Consider the following 20,500-nt stretch of genomic DNA (forward strand, 5'->3'; position numbering starts at 1 on the left):
GATCACCCCCGCGACGGCGGGGAGGCTTCGGCGGCCCTGGACCTCTTCTCAAGGGTACGCGCTTCGTAAGGCGCCGGTTCCCGCCTGTGGACGGGCAGTGGCTCCGCCGGCCGGCCGAAGAGGGCCGATCGCACACTCGCGCGGGCCTGGCGGACGGATTCGCGGGCGGTGGCCAGGGCCTGCCGCGTGGTGCGGGCCACCGCGCGCCCGGCCTCCGCGACCGGCTTCCACACGACGTCCCGTACGACATGACCGGCGGGCGTGAGGACGGTCCGGTACACCCACCGCGTCGGCTCGACGATGATCCACCGGAAGAGATTCGCCAGGAACCGTCCGACGGCCAGCGAGATCCGCCCGGCCACCCGCCACGCGTGCCCGAGGGCGTCCAGGAGCTCCCGACCGGCGACGGCGAGCAGCCGCCCGACCGGGGCGAGCACCCACCGCCACACGGCGACCGAGGGCAGCACGAGCAGCACCCGCAGCGTCCAGTACACGCCGAGCCAGAGCCCGGTGAGGATCGTCCGCACGAGCCACACCACGCCCAGCGCCACCCACGCAATCCCGTGACCCACGGGCGTCAGCACATACCGGTACGTCCACAGCGCCGGTACGACGACGAGGTACCGCACCAGCCAGGCGATCGCGTGCCCGAGCGGCGTCAGCGTCCACCGGTACAGCCACCCGAGCGCGGCCCCGAGCCCCCGGGCGGCCAAGACGATCCCGGCCCAGAACCCGGTGGCCAGCCAGACGACCCCGGCCCAGACCCCGGTGGCCAGCCAGACGACCCCGGACCAGATCCCGGTGGCCAGCCAGGCGATCGCATGGCCCACAGGTGTCAGCCCGTACCGGTACACCCACACCGCCGGTACGACCAGCAGCCAGTACCCGAGCCACCCGATCCCCTTGGCGACCGGCACGACGGCGTACCGCCACAGCGCCACCCACGGCCACACCAGGACGGCCCTGCCGACCCACAGCGCCGCCCGGCCCAGCGGCCGCAGCACGGCGTCCGTCAGGAACCGTCCAACCACCACGAGCGCGTCCCACACCATCCGCACCGGTACGACCAGCACGAGCACGACGATCCGCACGGGAACCCGGATCGCGACGACGAGACACCCCTCGGGCGCCTGCCGCGCGGGCATCGGCTGCGGCGCGGGCCTCTTCTCCAGGTCCATGACGATGTAGACGCCGCAGCGCCCTGTCCGGATGCGCCCGATCGTCCACGAATCGCGTGACGTACCTCCCCTCACCTCGCAACTAACCACTCCCAGGCCTGAATTAGCCCACCCGTGACAGCCGGTTAGGCCGATTTGATGATCTACGTCCCCGTCCGGTCCAGCGCGCTGGTCGGGTCGGTGGACAGGGGTGAGGCTCACGATCGAGTGCGGGGAAAAGCCCCGAACCGGTCGAAACAAGGAGCACATAGATGAGTCCTGAGCGCAGGACGATATCGCTGATAGGCCCGCTGGCCCGCCACAGATTCACGCAGGTCGGCACTGTCGCCTCACTCGCGCTGGCGGTGACGGCCGGACTGGCCGGCCCCGCTTCCGCGGCGACGCGAAGCGTGTCCGAGCACTCCTCCACGACGAGGGCCGGCAACGACGAATGCCCTCCCGCCGACGAACACGGCGAAGAGCAGCACAACGACAACGGGCAGCACCAGGCCGAGTCCGACGGCTCGTCCGACTGGTACGACCAGGACGGCCACGCGCGTACGACGGCGCTCGGCGGCAACGACGACCAGTGCGAGGAGGGACCGGCCGGACCGACCGGACCCCCCGGGCCGACGGGGCCTCCTGGGCCGGTCGGGCCGAAGGGTGAACCCGGCAAGCAGGGCGAGCCCGGAATGAGGGGCGACACCGGCGAGACCGGCCCCGAAGGACCTGAGGGACCGGCGGGACCGGCAGGACCCACCGGACCGGAAGGACCCGAAGGACCGGCTGGATCCACCGGCCCTGAGGGGCCCCAGGGACCCGGAGGTCCCGAAGGACCCCAGGGCCCCGAAGGACCCAAAGGCGACACCGGCGAGACCGGCGCCGTAGGCCCCGCGGGCCCGGCCGGATCCACGGGTCCCGCCGGACCGGCCGGACCCGCAGGCCCCACTGGTCCTGCCGGCCCCACCGGCCCCACCGGTCCCTGCGCCGACATCGACGCGGCGCAGGACTCGAAGAAGCGCGAGTTCCGGGTCGTCCTGTCCAAGGGACGGGTCTTCGCGGGCATCCGCGACCTCCAGGGCAGGGCCTCCCACCCGTTCCTGTGGACGGACCTCAGCACGCACCCCAACTTCCCGTCGGGCGGCCGTGATTCACAGGGCCGCTACGTCGGCCACGCCTGCGGTGTCTCCGTCAACACGCACTCGTCCGACGCCCCCCAGGAACACGGGCAGAAGGAGACGGGCAAGGAGACCGGCAAGGAGCACAGCACCGGCACCGGCACCGGCACCGGCCACAGCCAGGGCACAGGACAGAGCCAGGGCACGGGACAGAGCCACAGCCAGGGAACCAGCCAGAGCACCGGCCAGGGTCACACCCAGCAGACCGGCCAGAGCCACACGCAGGGCACCGGCCAGAGCCAGAGCCAGACGCAGCAGACCGGCCAGAGCCACAGCCAGGGGCAGCAGACCCAGGACGCGGCCCAGAGCCACTCCCAGGACACAGGCAAGGACTACACCCAGGGCACGAGCCAGGCCACCGGCAAGGACCACGCCCAGAACGCGACCCAGGAACACGGCGCGGACACGGGCAAGGACCACGGCACCGGCAACGGCACGGGTAACGGCACCGGCAAGGACCACGGCGAGGACAAGGGCCAGTACAAGGGCGGCCACGGGAGCGCCGACAAGGGCCTCGTCAAGTTCAACGTCGTCACCACCGTGGGCCAGGTCTGGGAGACCACCTGCGTCCCGGCCGACACCCGCCCCCACGCCACCCTGAACTGCGACGACGCACGGGGCAACCCACGCCCCTGGTACCGGGTCGAGCTCCAGCCCTCGGACAACATCGTCAACGGCGGCTCGATCGTCACCCCCCGCGTGACCGGCAGCTAGCACGTGAGAAGGGGTGCCCGGAGCACGGCCCACCGGCCCTCCGGACACCCCTCACGACCCGAGCCCTCGGGGGCCGCGGCCGGTCAGTGGCTGTGCTGCCCACTCCCCACCGGCTGCTTCACCGACAGCGGCAGCAGCTTCTTGCCCGTGGGGCCGATCTGGATCTGCGTGTCCATCTGGGGGCACACCCCGCAGTCGAAGCACGGGGTCCAGCGGCAGTCCTCGACCTCGGTCTCGTCGAGGGAGTCCTGCCAGTCCTCCCAGAGCCAGTCCTTGTCGAGGCCGGAGTCGAGGTGGTCCCAGGGCAGGACCTCCTCGTAGGTGCGCTCGCGGGTGGTGTACCAGTCGACGTCGAGACCGACGTCGGCGAGGGCCTTGTCCGCGCACTTCATCCAGCGGTCGTAGGAGAAGTGCTCGCGCCAGCCGTCGAAGCGGCCGCCGTCCTCGTAGACCGCGCGGATGACCGCGCCGATCCGGCGGTCGCCGCGCGACAGCAGGCCCTCGACGATGCCGGGCTTGCCGTCGTGGTAGCGGAAGCCGATGGAACGGCCGTACTTCTTGTCGCCGCGGATCTTGTCGCGAAGCTTTTCGAGGCGGGCGTCCGTCTCCTCGGCGCTCAGCTGCGGCGCCCACTGGAACGGTGTGTGCGGCTTGGGGACGAATCCGCCGATCGACACCGTGCAGCGGATGTCGTTCTGGCCGGAGACCTTGCGGCCCTCGGCGATCACGTTCATCGCCATGTCGGCGATCTGGAGGACGTCCTCGTCGGTCTCCGTCGGCAGGCCGCACATGAAGTACAGCTTCACCTGGCGCCAGCCGTTGCCGTACGCGGTGGAGACGGTCCGGATCAGGTCCTCCTCCGAGACCATCTTGTTGATGACCTTGCGCATGCGCTCGGAGCCGCCCTCGGGCGCGAAGGTCAGGCCGGAGCGCCGGCCGTTCCTCGTCAGCTCGTTCGCGAGGTCGACGTTGAAGGCGTCCACGCGGGTCGAGGGGAGGGACAGACCGATCTTGTCCTCCTCGTACCGGTCGGCGAGGCCCTTGGCGATGTCACCGATCTCGCTGTGGTCGGCGGAGGAGAGGGAGAGCAGGCCCACCTCCTCGAAGCCGGTCGCCTTCAGGCCCTTCTCGACCATGTCACCGATGCCGGTGATGGAACGCTCGCGGACCGGGCGGGTGATCATGCCCGCCTGGCAGAAGCGGCAGCCGCGGGTGCAGCCGCGGAAGATCTCCACCGACATACGCTCATGGACCGTCTCGGCGAGCGGGACCAGGGGCTGCTTGGGGTACGGCCACTCGTCGAGGTCCATGACGGTGTGCTTGGACACCCGCCACGGGACACCGGACCTGTTGGGCACGACGCGGCCGATACGGCCGTCGGGCAGGTACTCGACGTCGTAGAAGGCCGGGATGTACACCGAGCCCGTCTTCGCGAGGCGGAACAGGACCTCCTCGCGGCCGCCGGGCCGGCCCTCCGCCTTCCAGGCGCGGATGATGTCGGTCATGTCGAGCACGGCCTGCTCGCCGTCGCCGATGATCACCGCGTCGACGAAGTCGGCGATCGGCTCGGGGTTGAAGGCCGCGTGGCCGCCGGCCAGCACGATCGGGTCGTCGAGCGTGCGGTCCCGGGACTCCAGGGGGATCCCGGCCAGGTCGAGGGCGGTCAGCATGTTCGTGTAGCCCAGCTCCGTGGAGAAGGACAGCCCGAACACGTCGAAGGCCTTCACCGGGCGGTGGCTGTCGACGGTGAACTGCGGGACGGCGTGCTCCCGCATCAGCGCCTCCAGGTCCGGCCACACGCTGTACGTGCGCTCGGCGAGGACGCCCTGACGCTCATTGAGCACCTCGTAGAGGATCATGACGCCCTGGTTGGGCAGACCGACCTCGTACGCGTCCGGGTACATCAGCGCCCAGCGGACGTCGCAGGACTCCCATGGCTTGACGGTGGAGTTGAGCTCACCGCCCACGTACTGGATCGGCTTCTGCACATGCGGGAGCAGGGCCTCTAGCTGTGGGAAGACCGACTCGACAGTCATCGCGGGAGTACCTTCGTGAGCTGACTGGGGGCACCCCCGGCCGGAGGCTGGGGGAGGGTGACCATCTAGCCTAACGCCCCCGGAGGCCCCCCTCGCACGCCCGCATCAGAAGGGCATGTCCGCGCTGATCTTCCGCCAGGTCTCCGGCAGTGCCTGCTCCGCCAGCTCCGCCCGCCGTTCCTCCCTGCCGTACAGCAGTCCGTACGTGAAGGCGCTCTCCCCCGGTGCCGCGTGGGCCTGGTGGGCGAGGTCGCGCAGGGCCTCGCGGGCCATCACGCTGTCCTGGTGGTCGCCGAGGAGGCTCTGCAGGGACTTCATGTCCTTGACGAGCGCCTTGGCCTGCTTGCCGAGCAGGGGGTGCGCCGCCTCGGCCGCGTACCGGGTGCGCTTGGTCTTCTTGCGGGCCTCGTGCATGGCGAGGTCGCGGTCGGTGCCGGACGGCTGGGCCAGGGCCTCCTCGACCAGGGCGGCCACCTTGCCGAAGTCCTTCTTGATCGCCTTGGTGATCACCTTCTCGGGATCGCCAGCGGCGGCTTCGAGCAGCGGCGGGTCCGCGATCACGGCGTCGAGGGACTCCAGCAGCGCCAGATACCGCTGTCCGTCCAGCGCCTCGATCAGTCCGCTCCGGGGGCCGGCGCCGCCGCCGTCCTGCTGCGACCAGGCGCGCAGCCGTGCGTGGACCGGGCCCGTCACCAGGGACTCGGGGAGGGCGTCCAGTGCCTCGGTGAGCCGCTCCGTCAGGACCTCCTGGTCACGGTCGACGCCCAGCTCCCCCGCGAGCCACTTCAGCTCCTCGCCGATCGGGTCCGTGACGGTCCGGTCCAGCACCTTCCCGAACGACTTGAAGGTGCTGCGCAGCCGGCGCGTGGCGACCCGCATGCTGTGGACGGAGTCGAAGACGTCCCGGCGGACGGCGGGATCGAGCTCGACGATCGCGTCGCGCTGGGCGCGGATGTAGGCAAGGACATGATCACCGGGGGTGACGGGCTCGCCCGCCGCCTGTTCCTTCGCCTTCTGCCTGGCCTTCTTCTTGCCCTTCTTGGGGGCCGTCTCCATCAGCGCCCTGGCCAGTTTGGAGGGGGAGGCCGACGGCCGTACGCCCGCCTTGCGCAGCTTCTTGTCGACCTTGTCGAGGAAGGCCGGGTCGCCGTCGTCGGCGAGTTCCACCTCGATCTCGGACCACTGGGCGGTCCGGCCGTCCTCGGTGAGCCGCTCGGCGACCACGGCGTCCACGCTGACCTCGGCGAGGAGGACGCCGTCCGCGTCGAACAGGTCACTGACGTCACGGGTGGAGAGCAGCCGGACCAGCGGGACCAGCTCGGCCCCCCGGACCCGGGAACGCACCAGCGCCACGAGATCGTCGGGCAGCGTGTCCGACAGCGGGGCCCTGATCTCGTCCCGGACGCCCGTGGAGACCGGAAGCTTCAGATGCCAGCCGGCGTCACTGCCTCCCGTGCGGCGACGCAGGGTGATGGAGGCGGCGGCGAGACATTCGTCCGCGGTGTCGTAGTAGACGGCGTCCAGCTCCGCCACGCCTTTGTCTATGACGGTCGCGACCCCGGCCACACCGGTCAGATCCGGCAGGCCGCTCTCGTCGGACTCGTACTTCCGCTCGATCTCGCGCTTGATGTCCGCCATGAAATGAATCTAGTCCTACTTTGCCTCCCTGGGCAGCCCCACCCTGCCGATCGCCCGACAACCACCGTTCCCCTCGACGCTACCCGGCGTTACCACCGCCCACCGCTACGCCGACATCGGGCGCTGCACTCTGATGGACTGCAGCAGCCCCACCGCCACCCACACCGCGAACATCGACGACCCGCCGTACGACACGAACGGCAGGGGCAGGCCCGCCACCGGCATGATGCCGAGGGTCATCCCGATGTTCTCGAAGGACTGGAACGCGAACCAGGCGATGATGCCGCCGGCCACGATCGTGCCGTACAGCTCGGTGGTCTCGCGGGCGATCCGGCAGGCCCGCCACAGGACGACCCCGAGCAGCAGGATGATCAGCCCCGCGCCCACGAACCCCAGCTCCTCCCCCGCCACCGTGAAGACGAAGTCGGTCTGCTGCTCGGGCACGAACTGCCCGGTGGTCTGCGACCCCTTGAACAGCCCGGTGCCGAGCAGTCCGCCGGAGCCGATGGCGATCCGGGCCTGGTTGGTGTTGTAGCCCACGCCCGCCGGGTCCAGCTCGGGGTTGGCGAAGGCGGCGAAGCGGTTGATCTGGTACTCGTCGAGCACCCCGAGCTGCCAGACGGCGATCGCGCCCACCGCGCCCGTGCCGATGAGGCCGAGGACCCAGCGGTTGGAGGAGCCCGAGGTGAGCAGGACGCCGAGCACGATGACCACCATGACCATGACCGAGCCGAGGTCCGGCATCAGCAGGACGATCAGTATCGGAATGGCGGCGAGACCGAGGGCCTGCACGACCGTGCGGTGGTCCGGGTGGGGTTTGTCGCCGGCGTCCACCCGGGCCGCCAGCAGCATCGCCATCCCCAGGATGATCGTGATCTTCACGAACTCCGAGGGCTGGAGCGAGAAGCCGCCGCCGATGACGATCCACGCGTGGGCGCCGTTGATCGTCGCGCCCAGCGGGGTCAGCACCAGCAGGATCAGCAGGACCGAGATGCCGTACAGGACGGGCACGGCCGTGCGCAGGGTGCGATGGCCGAGCCAGACCGTGCCCATCATCAGGGCGAAGCCGATGCCGGTGTTGAGCAGATGCCGGAAGAGGAAGTAGTACGGGTCGCCCTGGTTGAGTTCGGTGCGGTTGCGGGTCGCCGAGTAGACGAGGGCCGCGCCGATCAGGGAGAGCGCGATGGCCGAGAACAGTATCGGCCAGTCGAGCCGGCGGGCGAGCGAGTCACGGGCGAACAGCCGGGTCCAGCCGGAGCGTTCGGGCCCGTACCCGGAGACGGAGAAGCTGTTGCCGGTCATACGGATGCCCTCCGCCTCTCTCGTCGACGGGCGGCGCGGTTGCCTCCGCTCCCCCGTGTGCCGACGATCGCCGCCAGGTCGTTCAGCGACACCGGCTGGGCGAGCGGCCCGGCGGCCACCGTCTGCGCGTCCTCCGCCGCCTTCTCCTCCGCGCTCTTCTTCGGCGGGTAGTTCTCCAGCTTCGGGGCGTCGATCGAGCCGTCGGACTCGATCTTCGGCAGGCCCTTCTGCGGGGTGGGCAGCAGCGCCTTCTTCTTGTCGATCTTGCCGTCCTCGGAGACGCCGTACAGCGCGTTGTACAGCTTGCGCACGGCGGGGGCCGAGGCGCCGGAGCCCGTACCACCCTGGGAGATCGTCATGACGATCGAGTAGTCCTTGGTGTAGGTGGCGAACCAGGAGGTCGTCTGCTTGCCGTAGACCTCGGCCGTACCCGTCTTGGCGTGCATCGGGATCTGCTCCTGCGGCCAGCCCTCGAAGCGCCAGGCGGCCGTACCGCGGGTCGCGACTCCCTCCAGGGCTTCGTCTATCTCGTCGTGGGTCTTCTTCGTCATCGGCAGCTTGCCGTGCGACTTGGGCGCGATCTCCTGGACGTTCTTGCCGTCGGCGCTGATGATCGCCTTGCCGACGGTGGGGTCGTAGAGGGTGCCGCCGTTGGAGATGGCCGCGTAGATGGTGGCCATCTGGATCGGGGTGACGAGGGTGTCGCCCTGGCCGATGGAGTAGTTGACGGAGTCACCGGCGCGCATGCGGTTGCCTTCGAGGCAGTTCTCGTACGCGATCTGCTCGGCGTACGAGCCGCCCTTCTTGCCGTACTTGCACCAGGCGTCCTTGTTGGCCTTCCAGTAGTCCAGCTTCCACTTGCGGTCCGGGATGCGGCCGGTGACCTCGTTGGGCAGGTCGATGCCGGTCTCGGCGCCGAGGCCGAACTGGTGGGCGGTCTTGTAGAACCAGTCGTTGGCGCCCTTCTTGGGCTTGATGCCTCCGTCGCGCTTCCACTCCTCGTGGGCGAGGCGGTAGAAGACGGTGTCGCAGGAGACCTCCAGCGCCTTGCCGAGGCTGATCCCGCCGTGGCTCTGGGACTCGAAGTTCTTGAAGACCTGGCCGCCGATCGAGTACGAACTGGAGCATTCGTAGGGGCCGTTGAAGGAGTAGCCGGCGTTCACCGCGGCGGCGGTCGGGACCACCTTGAAGATGGAGCCGGGGGCGGACTGGCCCTGGATGGCGCGGTTCAGCAGCGGGTAGTTGGACTTCTTGCCGGTGAGCCTCGCGTAGTCCTTGGCGGAGATGCCGCCGACCCAGGCGTTCGGGTCGTAGTCCGGGTTGGAGGCCATGGCGACGACGCGGCCGGTCTTGGCCTCCATCACGACGACGGCGCCGGAGTCGGCCTTGTAGTTGGTCCCGGTGTTGCGGTCGTTCTGCTTGCGGGCTTCCTTCATCGCCTCGTTCAGCTCGTACTCGGCGATGCGCTGGACGCGGGCGTCGACGCTGGTGACCAGGTTGGCGCCGGGCTGGGCGGGATCCGCCTCGGCCTCGCCGATGACACGGCCGAGGTTGTCGACCTCGTACCGGGTGACGCCGGCCTTGCCGCGCAGCTCCTTGTCGTACTGGCGCTCCAGGCCGGAGCGGCCGACCTGGTCGGAGCGGAGGTACGGCGAGTCGGTGTCCTGGGCCTTGGTGATCTCCTCGTCGGTGACCGGGGAGAGATAGCCGAGGACCTGCGAGGTCTTGGAGCCACCGGGGCTGGCGTACCGGCGGACGGCCTGGGGTTCGGCGGTGATGCCGGGGAAGTCCTCGGAGCGCTCGCGGATCTGCAGGGCCTGCTTGGCGGTGGCCTCGTCGGTGATGGGGATCGGCTGGTAGGGCGAGCCGTTCCAGCAGGGCTGGGGGGTCTCGGAGTCGCAGAGCCGGACCTTGTCCATGACGTCCTTGGGCTTCATGTCCAGGACGCCGGCGAGCTTGGTGAGGACGGCCTTGCCGTCGTCGTCCATCTTCAGCAGGTCGGTGCGAGAGGCGGAGACGACCAGCCGGGTCTCGTTGTCCGCGATCGGCACTCCGCGCGCGTCCAGGATCGAGCCGCGCACGGCGGGCTGCACGACCTGCTGGACGTGGTTGCCGGAGGCCTCCTTGGCGTAGGCGTCGCCCTCGCGGATCTGGAGGTACCAGAGGCGGCCGCCGAGGGTGCCGAGGAGGGAGAAGACGAGGATCTGGATGATGATGAGCCGGATCTGGACCCGTGGGGTCCGTCCGGTCTCCGGGATGTTGGTCACTGCCTGTCTCCCCCTCTCAGAGCGTGTGCGGGTGGTGCGGGTGCGGGCCGTGCGCGGAGTGCTGGTACATGGGGTACACCGCTCGGCGGTGATCGGTTCCCCCATCCGCCCCCGCGCCCGCCCCGGGTGTCATGTGCCGTGCCGTCACAGCCGCTTGACCCCCTTGATGCGTCCCGCCCGGGCCATCCGTGAGCGCGCGGCCTTGATGCGCAGGCCGCCGCGCTGGTTGCCGATGCGCAGGCCGGTGCCTCCGGAGAGCCAGCCGGAGGAGACGTCGGGCGCCTTGGCGGCGCTGTTGGTCTCGGCGAGCGGATCGTTCTCGGCGCGCCGGGCGAGCGCCATGACGCCGGGGACGACGAAGGGTGCGAGCAGCAGGTCGTACAGCGCGGCGGTGAACAGCAGGCTGGGCAGGCCGACATGGCGGGCGGCGTCGTCGCCGACGAGGGCGCCGACCCCGGCGTACAGCAGGGTCGCGCCGAGCGCGGCCACGACGACCACGGCCATGGGGCCGGTCGCCGACTTCAGGCGGCCGGTCTCGGGCTTCGCCAGCCCCGCGAGGTAGCCGATGACACAGAGGACCAGGGCGTACCGTCCGGCCGCGTGGTCGGCGGGGGGCGCGAGGTCGGACAGCAGCCCGGCGCCGAAGCCGACGAGGGCGCCGCCGACATGGCCGTAGACCAGGGCGAGGCCGAGCACGGTGAGGAGCACCAGGTCGGGGACGGCGCCCGGGAGATGGAGTCTGGCGAGGACGCTCACCTGGATCACCAGGGCGACGATCACCAGGGTGGTGGAGAGCAGCATCCGGTTGAAGCGCATGAAGGGGTCAGCTCCTACTGTCCTACGTCTACTGCTCTTGCGGCTGTCCGTCGGTGCCGTCGCCGGGTTCGTCCGCGCCCGGGGTGACCGTGACCGTCACGGTCGGCGTGGGGGTGGCCTTCGGCTTGTCCGGCAGGACGGTGTCGCGCGGGTCCTTGCGCGGCGGCTGGACGACAACGCCGACGATGTCGAGCTGGGTGAAGGCCACGAACGGCTTGACGTAGATCGTGCGGGTGAGGTCGCCGCCGGAGGGGTCGACCTTGGAGACGAGGCCGACCGGGACGCCGGGGACGAACGGCTTGTCGGCCTGCGAGCCGAAGGTGACGAGGCGGTCGCCCGCCTTGACCTTGGCCTTGCCGTTGAGGAGTTCGACGCGCAGCGGGCGGTCGCCCTGGCCGGAGGCGAAGCCGAGTTCGTCGGTGGACTCCATCCGGGTACCGACGGTGAAGTCGGGGTCGTTGGCGAGGAGCACGGTCGCGGTGTTCGGTCCGACGGTGGTGACGCGGCCGACGAGCCCGTCGCCGTTGAGGACGGTCATGTCGCGGGTGATGCCGTCGTCGCTGCCGATGTCGATGGTGACGGTCCAGGAGAAGCCCTGGGCCGCTCCTATGCCGATGACCTCGGCGCCCTTGATGCCGTACTGGCCGTTCGCGGCGGTCTTCAGCATCTTGTCGAGCTGGTCGAGCCTGCTGCTGTTGCGGTCGTCGCTGCCGAGGGACGCCTTCAGTTCGGCGTTCTCCTTCTCCAGCGCGGCGAGCCGGTCGTGGCGGGAGCCGGAGGCGCGGACGGCGCTTATGGCGTTGCCGATCGGGTCGACGGCGGTCGACACGCCGTCCTCGATCGGGCCGAAGACGGTGGCGGCGGCACGTCGGGCACCGTCGACCGGTGAGTCCTCCCCGCCGCGGATGTCCACCGTGATCAGCGCGAACGCGACGGCGATCAGCAGCACCAGGAGCAGCCGGCTCTCTCGTGTGTCCCTCACGTGCGGCGGCCGTGCCTTCCTCATAGGAATTCGACAGGAATTGGGGAATTCGGGTAGCCCCTCGGAATCCCGGGCCGGGAACCGTAGGGGCGCTTTGTGGGAGCTTATGCCTCTATATCAACGATCCGCCGCACGAGAAGAGAACGTCCCGTACGGCGGAATCGAAGTGTCACGTCATCTGCGGGGCTGGGCGTCGAGCACCTGCTGCAACGCCTCGAACTCCTCGACGCACTTGCCGGAGCCGAGCGCCACACTGTCCAGCGGGTCCTCGGCGATATGGATCGGCATTCCGGTCTCCCGGCGCAGCCGTTCGTCGAGGCCGCGGAGCAGGGCGCCGCCGCCGGTGAGGACGATGCCCCGGTCCATGATGTCGCCGGAGAGTTCCGGCGGGCACTTGTCGAGGGTCGTCTTGACGGCATCGACGATGGCGTTGACGGGTTCCTCGATCGCCTTCCGCACTTCTCCGGCGGAGATGACGACGGTCTTGGGCAGCCCGGACACAAGGTCCCGGCCGCGGATTTCGGTGTGCTCGTCAGCGTCGAGGTCGTACGCCGAACCGATCGTGATCTTGATCTGTTCGGCCGTCCGCTCACCGAGGAGGAGCGAGTACTCCTTCTTGATGTGCTGGATGATCGCGTTGTCCAACTCGTCGCCCGCGACGCGGATGGACTGGGCGGTGACGATGCCGCCGAGGGAGATGACCGCGACCTCCGTGGTGCCGCCGCCGATGTCCACCACCATGTTGCCCGTGGCCTCGTGGACCGGCAGGCCGGAGCCGATGGCCGCGGCCATGGGCTCCTCGATGATGTGCACCTGACGGGCGCCGGCCTGGGAGGACGCCTCGATGACGGCGCGACGCTCGACACCGGTGATGCCGGACGGCACGCAGACGACGACCCGAGGACGGGCGAGATACCGCCGCTTGTGAATCTTCAGGATGAAGTAGCGGAGCATCCGCTCGGTGATCTCGAAGTCGGCGATGACACCGTCCTTCAGCGGACGTACGGCAACGATGTTGCCGGGGGTCCGCCCGATCATCTTCTTCGCTTCCGCGCCGACCGCGAGAATGCCACCGGTGTTGGTGTTGATCGCGACGACGGACGGCTCGTTCAGTACGATCCCGCGACCCCTGACGTACACCAGCGTGTTGGCGGTCCCGAGGTCGACAGCCATGTCACGGCCGATGAACGACATTGAGTTCCCCATCAGGATTCGTGTGGCCTTCCCAGGAGGGCACTGAGGGCTTTTGAGTGCCTTTCAGGCTTTTTCGGGTCGGCGAAGTGGGTGCTGTGACGTGAAGGCTTACATCGTAGTCTCGCCCGCACGAACACTGCGCGAGGGTCTTCGCCATTGTGGGCATGCGATGCGTCGCCTCGCCTCTGGAGACGATCCATCGGGGGTGCACGTTCCCGCGATCGCCCCGCATATGCCGTTGTACGGCCGGAATTTCGGCGGAGATGGCTGGTCAGCCTGGGGCTAGGCCGTGTGGGTGGTGGCCGTGTGTTGCGAGAAGAGTAGAGGCGGCGGGGGCGGGACCGATCACCGGCCCCCGCCGTCTCGGACGCGGCTACGCGCGGCCGGGGTTCACGCGCCCGGGGCTCACGCGCGCCCGGGGCTCACGCGCGCCCGGGGAAGAAGATCTTGACCTCGCGCTCGGCCGACTCCTCGGAGTCTGAGGCGTGGATCAGGTTCTCCCGCACGATCACTCCGTAGTCACCGCGAATCGAACCGGGCTGCGCGGCGATCGGATCGGTCGGACCGGCCAGCGCCCGCACGCCCTCGATGACCCGCTCACCCTCGACGATCAGCGCGACGACCGGGCCGGAGGCCATGAACGCGACGAGCGGCTCGTAGAACGGCTTGCCCTTGTGCTCGCCGTAGTGCTGCTCCAGCGTCTCCTGGTCCAGGGTCCGCAGTTCCAGCGCGGTGATCTGCCAGCCGGCCTTCCGCTCGATACGGCTGATGATCTCGCCGGTCAGGCCCCGCCGGACGGCGTCGGGCTTGAGCAGGACGAGGGTGCGCTGGCTCACTGTGGTGACTCCTTCGTTTCACACGGGTGCGGAGCTCAGAGGCTACAGGGCCCGCCCGGCACCGTGTTACGCAGCGTCAGGATGCGCCGGCCTCGCCGGCGGCCTGCGCGGCGAAGCGGGCCTTCGCCTCGTCGACCTTGCGGCCGAAGTGGACCGAGGCCCACCACAGGGCGGCGAAGACCACGCCCATGAAGAACATGGTCGGGACGAAGAAGCCGGAAAGGATCAGCGCGATCTGCAGCGCCCAGCCGAGCTGGATGCCACCGGGCCGGGTGACCAGCCCGCACAGCACGACGCACAGGAACATGGCGATGCCGCTGACCGTCCAGACCGTCGTCATGGCCAGTTCCGGGTCCTTCATGGCGACCAGCCCGGCGAAGCCGATCACGAAGAACTCGCCGATCAGGGTCGAAGCACAGAGGGTACGCATGGTGTGGAACTCAGCCCTTCCCCAGCAGCAGCCGGGCCTCGCCGACGGTGATGACGGAACCGGTGACGAGGACGCCACCGCCCGCGAACTCGCCCTCCTCCTCGGCGAGCGTGATCGCCGCCTCCAGGGCGTCGGGCAGCCGCGGCTCGACCTGCACCCGCTCCTCGCCGAACACCTCGACCGCGATCCCGGCCAGTTCGTCGGCGTCCATCGCGCGGTGGCTGGTGTTCTGGGTGACCACGACCTCGGCGAAGATCGGCTCGAAGGCCTCCAGCAGACCCCGTACGTTCTTGTCGCCGCTGGCCCCGACGACGCCGATCAGCCGGCTGAAGTCGAACGCCTCTGCGACGGCCTCGGCCGTGGCCCGCGCGCCCGCCGGGTTGTGGGCGGCGTCGAGGACGACGGTCGGGGACCGCCGTACGACCTCCAGCCGGCCCGGTGAGGAGACGGCCGCGAACGCCTTGCGGACCGTGTCGATGTCGAGCGGCTCGGGGCGCTGCGAGCCGACGCCGAAGAACGCCTCGACGGCGGCGAGGGCGACGGCCGCGTTGTGCGCCTGGTACGGGCCGTGCAGCGGGAGGTAGACCTCGGGGTACTCGCCGCCCAGGCCGCGCAGGGTGAGCATCTGTCCGCCGACGGCGACCTGCCGCGCGACGACGCCGAACTCCAGGCCCTCCCGGGCCACCGTCGCGTCGACCTCCACGGCCTTCTTCAGCATCACCTGGGCCGCGTCCACCGGCTGCTGCGCCAGGATCACGGTCGCGTCCGGCTTGACGATGCCGGCCTTCTCCACGGCGATCTCGGCGGGCGTCTCACCCAGCCGGTCGGTGTGGTCGAGGTCGATGGGGGTGACGACGGCGACGTCGCCGTCGATGACGTTGGTGGCGTCCCAGGTGCCGCCCATGCCGACCTCGACGACCGCCACGTCCACGGGGGCGTCGGCGAAGGCGGCGTACGCCATGCCGGTCAGCACCTCGAAGAAGGAGAGCCGGTACTCCTGGGCCGCGTCCACCATCTCGATGTACGGCTTGATGTCCTCGTACGTCTCGACGAACCGCTCGGCGGAGATGGGGGCGCCGTCGAGGCTGATGCGCTCGGTGATCGACTGGACGTGCGGGGAGGTGTAGCGGCCGGTGCGCAGTTCGAAGGCGCCGAGGAGGGCCTCGATCATGCGGGCGGTGGAGGTCTTGCCGTTGGTGCCGGTGATGTGGATGGAGGGGTACGAGCGCTGGGGCTCGCCCAGGACGTCCATCAGCGCGGCGATCCTGGTGACCGAGGGCTCCAGCTTGGTCTCGCCCCAGCGGGTCGCGAGGTCGGTCTCGACCTCGCGCAGCGCCTTGTCGACGGCCGGGTCGGCGGGGCGGGTCGGTACGTCACCCTGCGGTGCGCCGCCCTGGGCACGCAGGGTGCGGCTGCCGGCCTCGATCACCGCGAGGTCCGGATCCCGGTCGGTCTCCGCGGCGATGATCTCCTCGAACGGGTCGATCGGGTCGGGCTGCGGGTCACTGCGTTCGCTCACGGGGCCAGTCTACGGGTGGGGCTTCGCCGGGCCGGGGGCGCCTCATGGCTCGGGGGCAGGGGTTGTACGGCGGCTGCGGGTGGGTCGTGGTTGCTCGCGCAGTTCCCCGCGCCCCTGAGTGACCGGCGGTCACCAGGCGCCCCGTGAGCGCCGGGCCGCGCGGTCTCCCCCGGCCAGCCGAAGGCCCCGGTGCCCAAGCAAGAGCACCGGGGCCTTCACCCACGTACAGCCCGGAGGGCTACGCCTTCGGGAGGCGGTCCAGTTGGGCGGCGATGCGGGCGATGTCCTCGTCCGCCTTGGCGAGGCGGCCGCGGATCTTGTCCACCACCTGATCGGGCGCCTTCGCGAGGAACGCCTCGTTGCCGAGCTTGGCCGTGGCCTGGGCCTTCTCCTTCTCGGCCGCCGCGAGGTCCTTCGCCAGGCGCTTGCGCTCGGCGGCGACGTCGATGACACCGGAGAGGTCGAGGGCGACCTCGGCGCCCGCCACCGGCAGGGTCGCCGTGGCCGCGAAGCCCTCCCCCTCGGGCTGGAGGCGGAGGAGCTGACGGATCGCGGCCTCGTGCGGGGCGAGGACCGTACCGTCGAGCGTCAGACGGGCCGGGACGCGCTGGCCGGGCTGGAGGCCCTGGTCGGCGCGGAAGCGGCGAACCTCGGTGACGACCTCCTGGACCAGCTCGATCTCGCGCTCGGCGGCGTCGTCACGGAAGCCACTGTCCTTGGGCCAGTCGGCGACGACGAGGGACTCGCCGCCGGTCAGCGTCGTCCACAGGGTGTCCGTGACGAACGGGATGACCGGGTGGAGCAGGCGCAGGGTGACGTCCAGGACCTCGCCGAGGACGCGCTGGCTGACCTCGGCCGGTTCGCCGCCGGCCTGGAACGTCGTCTTGGACAGCTCGACGTACCAGTCGAAGACCTCGTCCCACGCGAAGTGGAACAGGGCGTCGCTGAGCTTGGCGAACTGGTAGTCCTCGTAGTACGCGTCGACCTGCTCGACCGTCTCGTTGAGGCGGGCGAGGATCCAGCGGTCGGTCGCGGAGAGCTTCGAGGCGTCCGGCAGCGGGCCCTCGACGGTCGCGCCGTTCATCAGGGCGAAGCGGGTCGCGTTCCAGATCTTGTTGGCGAAGTTGCGGGATGCCTGGACCCAGTCCTCGCCGATCGGGACGTCGGTGCCCGGGTTGGCGCCGCGCGCGAGGGTGAAGCGGAGCGCGTCGGAGCCGTACTTGTCCATCCAGTCGAGCGGGTCGACGACGTTGCCGAAGGACTTCGACATCTTCTTGCCGCGCTCGTCGCGGACCAGGCCGGTCAGCGCGATGGTCTTGAAGGGGACCTCGCCGTCCATGGCGTACAGGCCGAACATCATCATCCGGGCGACCCAGAAGAAGATGATGTCGTGGCCGGTGAGCAGGACGTCGGTGGAGTAGAACTTCCGCAGGTCCTCGGTCTGTTCGGGCCAGCCGAGCGTGGAGAACGGCCACAGGCCGGAGGAGAACCAGGTGTCCAGGACGTCGGTGTCCTGGGTCCAGCCCTCGGCCTCCGTGCCGGGCGGCTGCTCGTCGGGGCCGACGCAGACCGTCTCGCCGTCCGGGCCGTACCAGACGGGGATGCGGTGGCCCCACCAGAGCTGGCGCGAGATGCACCAGTCGTACATGTTGTCGACCCAGTCGAAGTAGCGCTTCGACATGTCCTCGGGGTGGATCTTGACGCGGCCGTCACGGACGGCGTCACCGGCGGCCTGGGCCAGCGGGCCGACCTTGACCCACCACTGCATGGACAGCCGGGGCTCGACGGTGGTCCTGCAGCGCGAGCAGTGGCCGACGGAGTGGGTGTACGGGCGCTTCTCGGCGACGATCCGGCCCTGAGAGCGCAGTGCGCCGACGACGGCCGAGCGGGCCTCGAAGCGGTCCTGGCCGAGGAAGGGGCCGTGGACGGTGATGACACCGTGCTCGTCCATGATCGTCATGGAGGGCAGGCCGTGGCGCTGGCCGATCGCGAAGTCGTTCGGGTCGTGGGCGGGCGTGACCTTGACGGCACCCGTGCCGAACTCCGGGTCGACGTGGGTGTCGGCGACGACCGGGATGGAGCGGTCGGTGAGCGGCAGCTTGATGAGCTTGCCGATGAGGTGCTTGTACCGCTCGTCGTCCGGGTGGACGGCGACGGCGGTGTCACCGAGCATCGTCTCCGCGCGGGTCGTGGCGACGACCAGGCTGTCGTCCCCCTCGCCGTACCGGATGGAGACCAGCTCGCCGGCGTCCTCCTGGTGCTCGACCTCGATGTCGGAGATCGCGGTGAGGCAGCGGGGACACCAGTTGATGATGCGCTCGGCGCGGTAGATCAGCTCGTCGTCGTAGAGCCGCTTGAAGATGGTCTGGACGGCCTTGGACAGCCCCTCGTCCATGGTGAACCGCTCGCGGTCCCAGTCGACTCCGTCGCCGAGTCGGCGCATCTGGCCGAGGATCTTGCCGCCGTACTCCTCCTTCCACTGCCAGACGCGCTCGACGAACTCCTCGCGCCCCAAGTCGTGGCGGGACTTGCCCTCTTCGGCGAGCTGCTGCTCGACCTTGTTCTGGGTGGCGATGCCGGCGTGGTCCATGCCGGGCAGCCACAGCGACTCGTACCCCTGCATGCGCTTACGCCTGGTCAGGGCGTCCATGAGGGTGTGCTGGAAGGCGTGCCCGAGGTGCAGGCTGCCGGTGACGTTCGGCGGGGGGATGACGATGGTGTACGCGGGCTTGTCGCTCTTGGCGTCGGCCGCGAAGTAACCGCGCTCTACCCAGCGCTCGTACAGCGTCCCCTCTACATCGGCCGGCGCGTACTGGGTCGGCAGATCGGTGGCGGGCGCTGGAGGCTGCTGCTGAGCGTTCTCGGTCACCCGCTCAGTTTAGGGGTGTTACGGGGTGGTCCCGAAACCCGATTGTTCGGTAACGGTGTGCACCCCGGTGCTCGGCGGCCATCGAGATTGCGCCAGGATGTCAGGAACACATAAGCATCTGGAGGGGAACCCAGACGATGAGCTACAACCAGCCGGGCCCATACGGTGGGCAGCCTCAGCAGCCCGGACCGTACGGTCAGCCGGGCGGCCAGCCGGGGCCCTACGGCCAGCAGCCGCCGCAGGCCGCCCCTCAGCCCGGCTACGGCTACCCGCAGCAGGCGCCGCCGCAGCAGCCGGGCTACGGGTACCCCCAGCAGGCCCCCCAGGGCGTCCCGTCCCAGACCCCGCCGTACGGCCAGCAGCAGGCCCCTTACGGCCAGCAGCCCTACCCGACCGTCCCGCAGCCGCCGGTCGCCTCCGGCGGTGGCGGCAAGAAGGTCGGCATCATCCTGGGCGCGGTCGCCGTGGTGGCGGCGGTCGCGGTGGGCGCGTACTTCGTCCTCGGCGGAAGCGGCAGCGGCGCGGACATCGCGGACGACGGGCCGCACAAGCTGACTACGCCGGCGACTGTGCTCACTGAGTACAAGAAGAGCAGCGACAGCGGCGACGAGATGACCGACGAGGATCTGAAGAAGGCCGAAGCCTTCGGCATCAAGAACCCCAAGGACGTCAGCGCCAACTACCAGTCGGGGGACGAGAGCAACCCCCTGGCCGGGAAGATGATCAACTACGGCGGCGTCTACGGCGAGATCGAGGACCCGGAGAAGGCGGTCGACGGTTTCCTCGCGATGCAGAAGGAAGAGGCCGCGAAGAACGACGTGACCTTCATCGGCGACGCCGAGCAGTACACGCCGGACGGGCTGGACGGCGCCGTCCTCAAGTGCCAGAAGGCGAAGGGGAAGCTGGACGAGAGCGCCACCACGAGCGGTGGGCCGTCCGAGATGAACCTGGTCTACTGCGTCTGGGGCGACTACAGCACCCTCGGTTTCGTGATGCCCATGGAGTTCACGGACGTCGCGGCGGGCAAGGCCGCGGACCCGAACGAGGCGGCCGAGATCGCCGCCAAGCTTCGCAAGGAAGTCCGCGTCAAGATCTGACGCCCGCAACTCCCGGTTGCCATCGACAAAGAATGCGGCTCGGCCCCTCACACACGGGCCGAGCCGTCTTCCACGTGTGCTGTCACCTCATCAGGCGCGCTTGCAAGCCGCCGAAGCGTCACCGGAACGGACGCCTATGTTCGCGAGCCCGGTCAGGCAATACGGGTTGGGCAGCTTTATCGCGCCGGAAGAGAGCGCCGCGTGGTCGCAAGCAGCTCTGACCCTAGGGCCGATCACATACCCCTCGCCGCCGAGGTAGTTCACACACTGCGCCTGCGACGCGTGCGCCGGTGCGGCCGTCACCAGCGGGACGACGCCTGCGGCCGCCACCACACTCATCACTGCCAGAGCTCTCTTGATCTTCATGGCCTTTATCAGCAGCCTCCCGTTTCACTTGCACTATCGCTCGAACGAGCGATCGATATGGTCGGCCTCGACTAGATCATGAGAGCAGGCAGGGATCCA

General features: G+C 69.6%; 15 protein-coding genes. 2 read left to right on the forward strand and 13 right to left on the reverse strand.

Translation table 11 applies throughout. From position 1 onward, the window contains the following. Positions 1 to 2: 2 nt before the first annotated feature. Positions 3 to 1,178 carry a hypothetical protein gene (locus ACZ7MG_RS16980; RefSeq protein WP_471379934.1) on the reverse strand — a complete coding sequence of 392 codons (1,176 nt, stop codon included), beginning with the start codon at positions 1,176 to 1,178 and terminating at the stop codon, positions 3 to 5. 251 nt (positions 1,179 to 1,429) lie between these two features. On the opposite strand from ACZ7MG_RS16980, the gene ACZ7MG_RS16985 reads away from it, so the two are divergent. After that, positions 1,430 to 3,049 (forward strand): collagen-like protein, encoded by a 1,620-nt coding sequence (locus tag ACZ7MG_RS16985; RefSeq protein ID WP_471379933.1) that lies wholly within the window; start codon positions 1,430 to 1,432, stop codon positions 3,047 to 3,049. 83 nt (positions 3,050 to 3,132) lie between these two features. Here ACZ7MG_RS16985 and ACZ7MG_RS16990 read toward each other — a convergent pair whose 3' ends face one another. From ACZ7MG_RS16990 to ACZ7MG_RS17040, 11 genes are all read right to left on the reverse strand, one after another. Beyond that, the gene (locus tag ACZ7MG_RS16990; protein WP_471379931.1) at positions 3,133 to 5,085 is read right to left on the reverse strand and encodes a TIGR03960 family B12-binding radical SAM protein; all 1,953 of its coding nucleotides are present in this window, start codon (positions 5,083 to 5,085) and stop codon (positions 3,133 to 3,135) included. Positions 5,086 to 5,190: 105 nt separating this feature from the next. Next, positions 5,191 to 6,723, reverse strand: coding sequence for a CYTH and CHAD domain-containing protein (locus ACZ7MG_RS16995; RefSeq protein ID WP_471379930.1), 1,533 nt, complete (start codon positions 6,721 to 6,723; stop codon positions 5,191 to 5,193). Between the two features lie 105 nt (positions 6,724 to 6,828). Next, a complete protein-coding gene (rodA, locus tag ACZ7MG_RS17000; RefSeq protein WP_471379929.1) occupies positions 6,829 to 8,025 on the reverse strand; it encodes a rod shape-determining protein RodA in 1,197 nt (398 codons plus the stop codon). Further along, a complete protein-coding gene (gene mrdA, locus ACZ7MG_RS17005) occupies positions 8,022 to 10,292 on the reverse strand; it encodes a penicillin-binding protein 2 (RefSeq protein WP_471379927.1) in 2,271 nt (756 codons plus the stop codon). The genes rodA and mrdA overlap by 4 nt, the downstream gene beginning before the upstream one ends. Positions 10,293 to 10,436: 144 nt before the next feature. Next, positions 10,437 to 11,108, reverse strand: coding sequence for a rod shape-determining protein MreD (gene mreD / locus ACZ7MG_RS17010; protein WP_471379926.1), 672 nt, complete (start codon positions 11,106 to 11,108; stop codon positions 10,437 to 10,439). Positions 11,109 to 11,136: 28 nt separating this feature from the next. Further along, positions 11,137 to 12,090 (reverse strand): rod shape-determining protein MreC, encoded by a 954-nt coding sequence (gene mreC, locus ACZ7MG_RS17015; RefSeq protein WP_471379924.1) that lies wholly within the window; start codon positions 12,088 to 12,090, stop codon positions 11,137 to 11,139. A gap of 174 nt (positions 12,091 to 12,264) precedes the next feature. Beyond that, positions 12,265 to 13,284: a rod shape-determining protein gene (locus ACZ7MG_RS17020; protein ID WP_005479350.1), complete on the reverse strand. Its 1,020-nt coding sequence runs from the start codon at positions 13,282 to 13,284 to the stop codon at positions 12,265 to 12,267. Between the two features lie 422 nt (positions 13,285 to 13,706). Further along, positions 13,707 to 14,120, reverse strand: coding sequence for a nucleoside-diphosphate kinase (gene ndk / locus ACZ7MG_RS17025; RefSeq protein ID WP_471379923.1), 414 nt, complete (start codon positions 14,118 to 14,120; stop codon positions 13,707 to 13,709). A gap of 76 nt (positions 14,121 to 14,196) precedes the next feature. After that, positions 14,197 to 14,550 (reverse strand): DUF4233 domain-containing protein, encoded by a 354-nt coding sequence (locus tag ACZ7MG_RS17030; protein ID WP_471379921.1) that lies wholly within the window; start codon positions 14,548 to 14,550, stop codon positions 14,197 to 14,199. A 10-nt stretch (positions 14,551 to 14,560) separates the two neighbouring features. Continuing rightward, positions 14,561 to 16,069, reverse strand: a complete 1,509-nt coding sequence (gene folC / locus ACZ7MG_RS17035) for a bifunctional tetrahydrofolate synthase/dihydrofolate synthase (RefSeq protein ID WP_471379920.1) — start codon at positions 16,067 to 16,069, stop codon at positions 14,561 to 14,563. Positions 16,070 to 16,307: 238 nt separating this feature from the next. Continuing rightward, positions 16,308 to 18,938, reverse strand: coding sequence for a valine--tRNA ligase (locus tag ACZ7MG_RS17040; protein WP_471379918.1), 2,631 nt, complete (start codon positions 18,936 to 18,938; stop codon positions 16,308 to 16,310). A 137-nt stretch (positions 18,939 to 19,075) separates the two neighbouring features. Here ACZ7MG_RS17040 and ACZ7MG_RS17045 point away from each other — a divergent pair, with 137 nt between their 5' ends. After that, positions 19,076 to 20,035: a hypothetical protein gene (locus ACZ7MG_RS17045; protein WP_471379917.1), complete on the forward strand. Its 960-nt coding sequence runs from the start codon at positions 19,076 to 19,078 to the stop codon at positions 20,033 to 20,035. A 90-nt stretch (positions 20,036 to 20,125) separates the two neighbouring features. On the opposite strand, the gene ACZ7MG_RS17050 is transcribed toward ACZ7MG_RS17045, so the two are convergent. Then, positions 20,126 to 20,401 carry a hypothetical protein gene (locus ACZ7MG_RS17050; RefSeq protein WP_471379916.1) on the reverse strand — a complete coding sequence of 92 codons (276 nt, stop codon included), beginning with the start codon at positions 20,399 to 20,401 and terminating at the stop codon, positions 20,126 to 20,128. Positions 20,402 to 20,500 lie beyond the last annotated feature (99 nt).

This window comes from Streptomyces sp. NPDC107538, assembly GCF_055657445.1.